Source organism: Aedoeadaptatus nemausensis, from assembly GCF_903819165.1.
GTDB lineage: Bacteria > Bacillota > Clostridia > Tissierellales > Peptoniphilaceae > Aedoeadaptatus > Aedoeadaptatus nemausensis.
On record NZ_CAIJCS010000007.1, the window covers coordinates 10,911 to 21,248 of the forward strand.

The window sequence follows — 10,338 nt, forward strand, 5'->3', positions numbered from 1 at the left end:
GTCGATTTCAACGGGAACGTTGTTGCCGTCTTCATCTTTTGCGGAGATTTTCGTGCCGTCGTCTTTGTTTTCGACTTTAACGCCGGTGTCTTGTTTGTCATCAGTCGGTTTAACGGGTTGCTTACCGGTTTCATCAACTGTGGTCTTCTTATCGCCAGGGGTTTCAGAGCCGTTGTCGTCAACGCCTTTTTCGTGACCTTTTACCGGTACTTCAAAGGTTCTTTCACCTTCTGGGTTTTCCGGAGTAATGAAGTCGTCGTCTTTTACTGTTACTGTAATCGGTCCGTCTACATTTTCACCGGGTTTTACAGAAATTTTTCCTGTAGCTGGATCTACCGTTACGGTCACATCTGTTTCGTCTTCATCTTTGGCTGTTACAGTTGTAGGCGTATCTTCATCTTGGTTTTTGATTGTTAAACCGGTGTCTTGAGCAGTACCGTTTGGCTCTACTTCTTTAGGAGTTCCTTCAACTGTTGTTTTGTCAGTTGTACTGTCGTCCTTAACAGTAACTGGAACTACTACTCTATCTTTAGAACCGTCCGGATATTTAACATTTACAGCTCCTACTACTTCGCCGGCTTCATCTACTTTTGGTTCTACATCCCATTCGTAGGTTGTTCCTTCCGGAAGCTTGTCTTTATCTTTTATACCATCTTCTGCCTTTGGAACAGTTCCCTTTTCGGTTTCTAATGGATTTGCCTTCGGGTCATAGAAGTCTGCGTCTGATGGAACTACGATTGTTGCCGTTGTGTTATCAACTGATCCATCTGCGTAGGTTACTTTTACTGGAACAACTATATCTGTTGCCTTGTCAGCATCGACTGCGGTGTATTTGATTTCACCGGTTTGCTCATTGATCGTAACGCCATCTTTAACGCCCTTGCCTAGTTCGTACTTAGTGACGGCAGGTTTTTTCGCTACAACATTTCCGTCATTATCTAGGAATTCCGGAGATGCTACTGTTACTTCGTGACCAACCTGAGCAATTACTGACTTGTAGTTTGGTTCGTAGTTTGCTCTATCAGCATTTACAACCTTAATTGGTGCTTCAACCTCATCGGTGGAGCCGTCTTTGTAAGTTGCTACGACAGGGATTCTAACAGTTGTACCGGCTTCGTCTGCCTTTGGAGTGTATTTTACTTCCCCGGTTGTCTTATCAACTGTTGCACCTTCCGGAGCATCTTTACCTAGGGTAAATTCAACGCCGTCCGGTTTTTGGGTATCTTGTCCGTCTCCATCCTTGAAGTTAGGAGCAGTTACTGTGGTTTGTTGACCTACTGTACCGTCTGCTTCAGTGTATTCCGGTTGGTAAGCTTTATTTTGTGCATCGCCAACATTAATCTTGGCAGTTGCTTCGTCGGTTGTGCCGTCGGAATAAGTTACCTTTACGGGAATTTCTACAGGCTTACCCGCGTCGTTGCTGCTCGGGGTGTAAGTTACCTTGCCTGTTGTTTCATCAACACTTGCACCTTTTGGAGCACCATCGCCTAGAGTAAAGTTCACATCTGTCGGCTGTGTCTCTGCTTCCGGCTTCGGATCCGCTTCACTTTTTTGGTCTAGGAACTTAGGTGCTTCTGTAGTTACTTCAGTACCTGGTGTTGCATCCTTATCTTCATAAACCGGCACATATTTTGGTGCTTGAGAATCGGAAGTAGTAATTTCCAAAGGTACGAGATCCTTATGGCCTTTTTTAACTAAAACTTCTTCTCCCTTGGAGTTTAGCTTGTAGATATCATAAGTTACTTCTACATTTGGTCCCATTGCTTCATCATCTGTTGTTTGAGTAGCCGGAACTTCTTTTGTAGGTGTACCTGTGATTTTGTTGTTTTCAATGGTTAAGCCTTCGATTTCCTTGCCTTCCATGAATTTAGAAGTCACATTCTTAAATACATAGCCATCGATTGCTTGTGGCTTAACTTCTTGATTGTATTCAACGCCAACTTCTCCATGTTCAAGAGGTGAGTCTGTGATTAGGGCCCTATAGTCTCTTGACCCCTTGATGTCTGCACCTTCGTCTTGGATAGTTGTACTGATTTTTACATTATAAAATCCTGCCTTAGTCGGTCTTCCGGAAACAGTTCCATTTTCCGGGTTAATAGTAAGGCCATCAGGAAGACCTTCTGCTTCGTAAATACCATTTTCTTGAGGATTTGGATTAGCTATTTCAAAGTCATCATACCTTGATGCAACGATATTTGAAATTTGAACTACAAAGGAGTCAACGGCGATTAATTCTTGGTCTTTTCCGTTTTTATCAACTCTATATAGTTTGGCTGTAAATTCAGTTGTTTTAGTTATACCTGTTGTATCAAATGGTTCTGAAGGAATTTGGCCTTTTGCATCCGGTCGAACAGCTTTTCCTTCTTTTACAACTTTTCCATCTTTGTCATACCAAACGATTCTGAATCTTTCAGAAGTCTTTTTGTAAGGAAGACCGGTTGTCTTGGTCTCGGCAACATCTCCCGGAAGAGCCGTGTTGGCACCTGAGTCGTAGTTAGTTATATCAAAGTTAACATTATTGATACCAAATACGAAGTCAGTCTTCATTGTACTTGTTACTGCATTAGATACACCTACCCCAAAACCTACACCTGACCAACCGGAGTGAATACCCCAGTCGGAGTTCATGGCTGTGTAATAGTTGTTGTTGTAAGGAGTCATTACACGTAGGTCTTCTGAATCATCAGTGGATACAAACATCCAGTCGTAGTTAATGTGCTTCCTATTCCAATAATTAACCAGACCCCTGTTAAAGGTACCTTCATTAGGATCGTTGGCTACAGTTCCAAGTCTGTTTACTTCTTCTTCAGTCCACTTATGAAGTGAACCGTCGTACTTTCCGCCTACTTCTCTCTCATCAGTAGCTACTTCAGCATTTCTGGTAGTTCCCCAAGTACCGTTGAATTGAAGGATGTATTTACCTTCTGCATTGGTTTTGGCGGTTACGGTCTCGGCGATCCACTTTGCAGGGTCCTTAGCTACTTGTTCTTTAACCCACTTTTGTAGGTCTGCTTCTTGGGCCGATGTCCATCCTCTTCCCCTGATTTTAGATGCATCGGAAACACCCATGAGTCTGGCGGTTTCAGCGCTATAAATTTGCTTCATAGCGTAGTCAGACAGATAGGACGCTCTTACAGTTACACCGGGAGCCGGGGTGGTGTGGTCGGCTACGAACTTCCATTGTACTCCGCCTACACCGGACGTGTAGTCCCAAGACACAGTACCGGTCATATAGCCACCGGTGTCAGATTGAACCGGAGTTTCTTTGGCATCTTCTCTATGCATGGAAGCTTTTGGCTTTTGCATTAAAAGGATTTTCCAGTTTTCATGGGTGTTTTTAGGTGTGTCAGAACCTGATCCACCTTGAGTGATTGGCACACCGCTATCCGGGAAGATTACCTGCTCACCTGTGATATATTGAAGTTGATATTCTTCTGGAATTGTATCTGGATCTACCCAGAACCTATATCTTTCGTTACCTGCTGAAACTGTAGGGTCCGCGTCAAATTGGATTAGCTTACCGTCTGCTGCAATATATGGTTTTGCACCAATGTTAAGTCTACCGTTAGCATCGGATACTGCTGTATAAACCGGAGACACATAGCCACCGTCTTCAAGTCATTGGAAGTAGCCTCTTACTCCTTCAATTGGTTTGAATTCTTGACCTGTTGCACCTGATAATTCCAGGTTCAGGTCTCCGCCGGTTTGTACACCGACAAAGGCGTGAACGGCATCTCTTGCATCGTTGCCAACTTCTGATTCTTCCGGTTCTGCCGCATCGCGAGTAGCGATGGCCAGACCCTTTTGGGCGTTTTGGGCGTTTTGCACCATTGCCTTTTGTGCCGTTTGCTTATCGGCATAGGCATAAATGCCCGACGGCACCATACCGAAAACCAAGGATAATGATAGTGCGCCCGCTGTGGCACGGATGGCTAAATTTTTCCTTTTATTCTGCATATCTCTCTCCTTACTTAATTATTCTGTTGCTTGCACGCAGGCGATTGCAAAATCGCCTGCCACTATGTTTTTGTGTGTTCTTACTCTTTAGCTTCTTTGAATCCCTCCTCAAATCGATGGCTTTTCATCGACTTTTTGCTTGTGTGATCCATTTACCTATACCCATATAATATCAATAACATTCTCTAAAGTCCATTTAATCCATGATTTTTTATCTTTTTCTTTTGATAAAGATATATATTTTGTTGTCTTTTTATTTATTGCACACATAAAAAACGCCCTCTCTCTGAGGGCGTTTTCCTTTAGGAATTGTTAAATGGCTTTCAGGTTTTCTTCCCGCAGGTTCCCCTCTTCGAAGTGGAGGATGCGGTCGCTTACTCTTTCGGCGAAGGCTCTGTCGTGGGTTACCACGATCATGCCCATGCCTTTTGCTTTCAATGTTTCCATAATCTGTGCGAGTTTGTCGATGGTGTCGGCGTCCAGTGCCGATGTGGGCTCGTCGAAGCAGAGGATGTCCGGCTCGAGCATACAGGCCCGCACAATGGCCACCCGTTGTTGTTGGCCTCCGGAAAGGTTGCGAGGGTATTTGTCTTTTTCATCTTCGATGTCCAGGTCTTTTAAAAGTTGGAGGGCGCGCTTTTCAGCCACGCTTTTTTCTACGCCGTGGTAAAGGGGCGCGAGGAGGATGTTTTCCCAAACGGTGAGTTTCGGGAAGAGGTGGTATCCCTGGAACACCATGCCGATTTTTTCCGCATCGGTTTTACCCACGGGCATGAGCTCGTCGTCGAAGGTGATGGTGCCTTCGTCGTAGGTTTCTAAGCCGTTTAGGCAACGGAGGAAGGTGGTTTTACCTTGGCCGCTTTTCCCCGCAATGGAAATGATGGAATCGGAGGTGAAATCGTAATCGATTCCCTTCCAGATTTCCCGATCGCCAAAGCTTTTCGCTAAGTTTCTTACGCTGATTTTCATGACGCTTGAATTTTCCTTTCCATTTTGTTGAGTATAACGGTTAAGATGCCCACGATAATAAGGTACACGACGCCTACGTAGACGTAGGGCAGGATGGAGGACATGGTATTGGATACGGATTTCGCCGCTTTCAATATGTCCATAACGCCCAAGATGTAAACGAGGGAGGTATCTTTTACTAGTGTAATGACTTCGTTGGAGTAGGCGGGGAAGCTTCTTTGGATGACCACGGGAAGGATCACTTTAAAGAAGGTATAGGGCCGGGAGAGGCCCAGTACTTTTCCCGCTTCCCATTGCCCGGGATCGACGGATTGGATGCCTCCTCTTAAAATTTCGGCGAAGTAAGCCGTGTAGTTTAAGATGAAGGCGATGAAGATGGAGGTAAACCGCCCGAGCTTTAGGGGGATGGGTAAGAGGGGTAAGCCGAAGAAGACGAACATTAATTGCAATAGGAGGGGCGTGGCGCGCATAATATAAATGTAGACTGCCGCGATCTTCGATATAATAAGATGACGGGATAATCTTGCCCACGCCACGGGCACACACAAAATGGCCGATACGATGAGTGTCATTGCAAATACAGATGCTGTCGTCTTCATCCCCTCGCTTAAAAGGGGAATTAAGCGTTGTAGGATTTCCACGCTTACCTCCTCAGGTTAATAGGATCAGTCGGCGAAATATTTTTGGTAAATTTCGTCGTAGGTTCCGTCTTCTCTCAGTTCTTTCATGGCTTGGTTGAGGGCGTCCATAAGGGCGGTGTCGTCTTTACGCATGCCCACGGCAAATTGTTCTTCGCCGAAGTTATCTTCCAAGACTTTGTAGTTTTCTTCGCCGTTTTGCTTCATGTAGTAGCGGGCCAGGACTTCGTCTACGACGATGGCGTCGCAGCGTTTGGCTTCGATGTCTTTAAAGCATTCGGTATTGGTTGCGTATTCTACCGGCGGTTCGGCCAGTGCGCTTACGAAGGCCTCGTCTTTCATAACGGCTTCCAGCGCGGAGGATTCGCCCTGTACGGTAACCCGTTTATCGGCGAGATCGGCTTTGGAATTTACCGGGGAATCTTTCATGGTAATAATGATTTGGCGATTATCCATATAGGGTTCGGAGAGGAGAACTTTCTTTTCCCGTTCCGGCGTAATGGAGTAGCCGTTCCAGATCATGTCGATATTGCCGCTTTCCAGCTCGCTTTCTTTCATGGTCCAGTCGATAGCTTGACATTCCACTTGGATGCCGATTTTTTCGGCTACTTTTTGTGCCAGATCCACGTCGAATCCGACGAGATCGCCTTTTTCATCCCGGAATCCCATGGGAGCGAAGGTGTCGTCCATGCCGACAATATAGGTTTTGGACTTGTCGATTTCGCCGGCGTCGGCTGCCGCCCCATTGTTTCCGCCATTGGCATTGGCATCACCATTGGCGTCGTTTGCTTTGTTTGCGCCTCCGGAGCATGCGGTCAACAACATGAGCATCAGTAGGGCGAGGCTAAGTATTTTCTTTTTCATTGTCTTGTCCTTTCGTTCTTTATCGCTTTATCTAACTAAATCATCTGTTTAGTATAATACCCTCTTTTTATTTTTTTGTAAAGGCTTATTTTAAATTAATATTGTATTCATTTTTATGTTTTTCGGAAAGGAGTTTTCATGGATATCCATCAATCAAGTTCCTATCGATCGGGCCGCTTTCGCATTCATCTGGTTTTTGGCGGCGCCTTCGTGGGATTGGCATCGGGTTTGATTTCCGTGCTTTATCGCTACACCCTCGGGAAGCTGGATACGGTGCGCAATCTTATGTACAGCCAGGTGAGCCTCGGGAAGGGCGCTCTCATGCTGGCGGGCTTTTTGCTCCTGGCCTTTTTAATGCACCTTCTCCTCAATTGGGCACCTCTTAGTGGCGGCAGCGGCATTCCTCAAATTCGCGGCGAACTTTTGGGTCGGGCGGATATGGAGACGACGCCGACGCTTATTTCCAAGTTCTTCGGCGGGGCCATGGGCGCCTTTACGGGCCTCACCCTGGGCCGGGAAGGTCCTTCTATTCAATTAGGAGGCGCTCTCGCCAAAATGATGTCCGACCGCATAAAGGCCACGGAAATGGAGCGGCGCTATTTAATTACCGCCGGCGCATCGGCAGGGCTCGCCGCGGCTTTTAACGCGCCCCTCGCCGGCGCCCTCTTCGCCCTGGAAGAACTTCACAAGAGCTTTTCTCATTTTTTCGTCGTGCCCTGTATTGTGGCGTCGGTTCTCGCGAATTTCGTCAGCTTTTCGATTTTAGGCATGGAGCCCGCCTTTTCCTTCCCCATGCACGAAATGCTCCCGGTGTCTTATTTCTGGGTGCCCGTTTCTATCGGCGTCTTAGGCGGCGTCCTCGGTTCTCTCTTTAATAAAGGGCTGCTCCTTTTCAGCCAAAACATGAAGAAGCTACCGGTCCCCCGCTATCTGATTATTTTCATCGCCATGGTGCTGGTCTTCGTCGTGGGCCTTTACTCCCCCCTTCTTTTAGGCGGCGGCCACAGCCTCATCGAACGGCTCGCCACAAAACCTGCGGCGCCTACGGCTCTCGTAGTGTACTTCGCCATTCGCCTCCTCCTCGTGTGGACGGGCTACGGCAGCGGCGCCCAGGGCGGAATCTTCCTTCCCGTGCTTACCTTAGGCGCCCTCCTCGGCGCTTTTTGCCACAGCATTATGATGGGCGGCGACGCTTTTTACGCCAACTTCTTATACCTGGGCATGGCGGCGATTTTGTCTTCCGTCGTGCAGGCGCCCCTCCTTTCCATTTTGCTCGTATCGGAAATGAGCGGCACCATGATGCAGATGATTTCCGTCACCACTACCGCCGTAGTGGCGTATCTGGTGGCGCAGGCATTGCGGAATGCTCCTATTTACGAATCCCTTTACGACAATATGTTTACGAAAGACGATCCCATAATCGATTCCGGCTTCACCATGCAGTACTTTTTCGTGCCCGGCGATGCGGATTACGTGGACATTCCCCTGGAACGCCTCACCATTCCCCACCATCCCCTGATCGCGTCGGTGAAGCGGGAGGATATTAGCTTTACGCCTAATAAAGATACGATCCTTAAAGAAGGGGACGAGCTCCTCCTCTTGACGAAAGAGCAGTATCTGGAAGATTTAAGTCATTTTTTCGGAGATGTGGAATGAAACGACTGATCCCTCTTTTCCTCGCCCTTCTGCTCCTGACCGGCTGTCATATAATCCCTGAAAAGCCCCGCTCGGAGCCTTTGGTCTTCGGCATCTTCGAGCCCACCACGGGCCTTTACGGCGAAACCGGGAGGGAAACCCTGCGGGGCGCGGAACTCGCCCGGGAGATTCGCCCCATGGCCCTCGGAAAAAAAATCGACCTTAAGCTCTACAATACGAAGAGCCAAAGTTTTGAGGCGGCCAACGGCGTGAGTTATTTAAGCGGCCGAGGCGCCGTGGGCCTGATCGGCACCTTCGGAAGCGACAGTATGCAAATGGCGGGCCCGGTGATCGATGCGGCGAAGATCCCCACGGTAACGGGCTCTACCTCGCCGAAGCTTAAAGATAATTATTGGATCACCCAGATCAGCGTCAGCGACGACGAGCAGGCACGGGCCATGGCCCGCTTCGCCGACGAAACCCTCCACTTAAAGGATATCGCCGTTATGATCGACGCCGAAACCCTTTACGGCAGCGAGCTCGCCTACAGTTTTGAGCGAAATCTGCCGGATTACGTGAATGTCTACAAGGTGTTTTACCACACCGGGGAGAGCCGCTTTCACAACGAAATTCAGCGGCTGCAAAAGCTCCCCGTGGATTCCGTCTACTGCCCGGGAAACAGCGCGGCGAGTGCCTATCTTATTCGGGCGATTCGCGCCCAATACCCGGATATTCCCATTATGGGCGGCGACCGCTGGGAAAATCCTTCCTTTAAATCCATCGGCGAGGACGCCGTGGAGGGGGTGTACTTCACCGCCCACTACGCCCGTTACGAAACCTTTAATATTGCATCGGATACTTTCCTTTCTCTATACCGGGAAAAGTACGGCGAGGAGCCTACGAGCTACGCCGCCATCGGCTACGACGCCTACAATCTCCTCTACGATTCCGTGGTGAAGAGCGGAAAGGACGACCCGGCCGCCATGGCGCAGTACCTGCGGAAACAGGAATCTTTCGACGGCGCCCTCGGGATTAAAAAGCGCTTTTCTACGAGGAGCGTGCCCATCTTACAACAACAGGGGCGCCGGGGAAATTACGTAACCACTGTGGAGGTGAGCCGATGAAAGATAATCGGGATATTTTGCTTTCGGGATTCAACCTCGCCCTTTGGGCGGGGCTTTACGCTACAGGCATCGCCCGCCACGATCAGCTCCTGGGGCTGGGCCTCGTCCTCGTGGCCTATTTGCTGGCGGAGTGGCCGAAGCGAAGCAAGCCCTGGGTGAAATATCTTTTTGTCTTCGTGGCCCACGGGCTGATGGCTTACAGTTTTATCGCCTTTCGTTCGGGAGGCGGGACTTTGCGGCAAAACTTGATCGACGGCGGTTTCGCTGCCTGCTACTTCCTCCAGTGGAACAGTTTTCGGAGGGGCGTCTTCGATTTATTTAAGAGGAGAGGCGAGCGGATCGCCGCCGGCATCCTTTGTGCCCTCGTCTTCGGGATGTTCTTCGCCCTCTTCTATCCGGATTTTTCGGGGATCGACCGGCAATGGATCGCCGCCCTGCCCGCGATCGTCGCTGCAAATTACCAAAACGGCCTCGTCGCCGCCGGAGTGTACGGCGTAGGGATGTTCTTTGTGCCGGCGGTGAAGGTGGGGAAATAGGGTTTTGACGGTTTTTATTAATAACGGTATGCGAAGTTAATTGCCCGACACAAATATCGTGTTACGGATGAAGCCCAATGTAGGGGCGGGCCTGCCCGCCCGTCAATGGTGTGCGAATAAAATTTCTTTTTTGCAAAAGACTATCTAACAAAAATAAATCATTCATACATAAAAAATATTTTAGGGGAAAGGAATAGGCCGTTGCGATTCGGCCTCTTTCCTTTCCCCTAAAACCCCAATCCTTTCCACCCTAACGCTTTTTAGCGGTGCGAAGCCCTAACGGGCTTCGATTCCTGTTGGGCTGTGTTGCGAGAAGACGCGTTATGTGTCGGGTGTTTACCATAGCTCTTGTCTAACGGGCGAGCAGGCTCGCCCCTACGAGAGCGTAGGGAATGATTATAGCGGTGATGGTTTTATAACGACAGGTAAAGATATCAGCCCGACACAAAATAAAAAGATTTTGCTGAATCCCAGTGTAGGGGCAGGCCCGCAAGGGGTGCGCGAAGATCTACCCCCAACTGAAACACATATCTTCCGTATGAATGCCATATGATGCGGAAAATGCCGCAGGTATTTTCTTCTCATCAAAAAGCCGGCCAGAATGGGGATGGGGTT

General features: G+C 48.7%; 8 protein-coding genes. 3 read left to right on the forward strand and 5 right to left on the reverse strand.

Annotated features, from left to right (window positions below; translation table 11 throughout):
* From PEPTYR26121_RS00190 to PEPTYR26121_RS00210, 5 genes are all read right to left on the reverse strand, one after another.
* On the reverse strand, nucleotides 1-3,600 hold a 3,600-nt coding region (locus tag PEPTYR26121_RS00190; RefSeq protein WP_180498063.1), incomplete at its 3' end, for a Rib/alpha-like domain-containing protein.
* Nucleotides 3,601-3,618: 18 nt separating this feature from the next.
* Nucleotides 3,619-3,957, reverse strand: coding sequence for a hypothetical protein (locus tag PEPTYR26121_RS00195; RefSeq protein WP_180498065.1), 339 nt, complete (start codon nucleotides 3,955-3,957; stop codon nucleotides 3,619-3,621).
* Nucleotides 3,958-4,269: 312 nt separating this feature from the next.
* Nucleotides 4,270-4,926: an amino acid ABC transporter ATP-binding protein gene (locus tag PEPTYR26121_RS00200; protein WP_180498067.1), complete on the reverse strand. Its 657-nt coding sequence runs from the start codon at nucleotides 4,924-4,926 to the stop codon at nucleotides 4,270-4,272.
* Nucleotides 4,923-5,567, reverse strand: a complete 645-nt coding sequence (locus PEPTYR26121_RS00205) for an amino acid ABC transporter permease (RefSeq protein ID WP_180498069.1) — start codon at nucleotides 5,565-5,567, stop codon at nucleotides 4,923-4,925. The genes PEPTYR26121_RS00200 and PEPTYR26121_RS00205 overlap by 4 nt, the downstream gene beginning before the upstream one ends.
* Nucleotides 5,568-5,591: 24 nt before the next feature.
* Nucleotides 5,592-6,428 (reverse strand): amino acid ABC transporter substrate-binding protein, encoded by an 837-nt coding sequence (locus PEPTYR26121_RS00210; RefSeq protein ID WP_180498071.1) that lies wholly within the window; start codon nucleotides 6,426-6,428, stop codon nucleotides 5,592-5,594.
* A 138-nt stretch (nucleotides 6,429-6,566) separates the two neighbouring features.
* On the opposite strand from PEPTYR26121_RS00210, the gene PEPTYR26121_RS00215 reads away from it, so the two are divergent.
* From PEPTYR26121_RS00215 to PEPTYR26121_RS00225, 3 genes are read left to right on the forward strand one after another with little or no spacing between them, the layout of a single operon-like run.
* Nucleotides 6,567-8,084, forward strand: coding sequence for a ClC family H(+)/Cl(-) exchange transporter (locus PEPTYR26121_RS00215; RefSeq protein WP_180498073.1), 1,518 nt, complete (start codon nucleotides 6,567-6,569; stop codon nucleotides 8,082-8,084).
* On the forward strand, nucleotides 8,081-9,187 hold the full coding sequence (locus PEPTYR26121_RS00220; protein WP_180498075.1) for an ABC transporter substrate-binding protein: 1,107 nt from the start codon (nucleotides 8,081-8,083) through the stop codon (nucleotides 9,185-9,187). Before PEPTYR26121_RS00215 ends, PEPTYR26121_RS00220 begins: the two co-directional genes overlap by 4 nt.
* A complete protein-coding gene (locus PEPTYR26121_RS00225) occupies nucleotides 9,184-9,723 on the forward strand; it encodes a hypothetical protein (protein WP_180498077.1) in 540 nt (179 codons plus the stop codon). Before PEPTYR26121_RS00220 ends, PEPTYR26121_RS00225 begins: the two co-directional genes overlap by 4 nt.
* Nucleotides 9,724-10,338 lie beyond the last annotated feature (615 nt).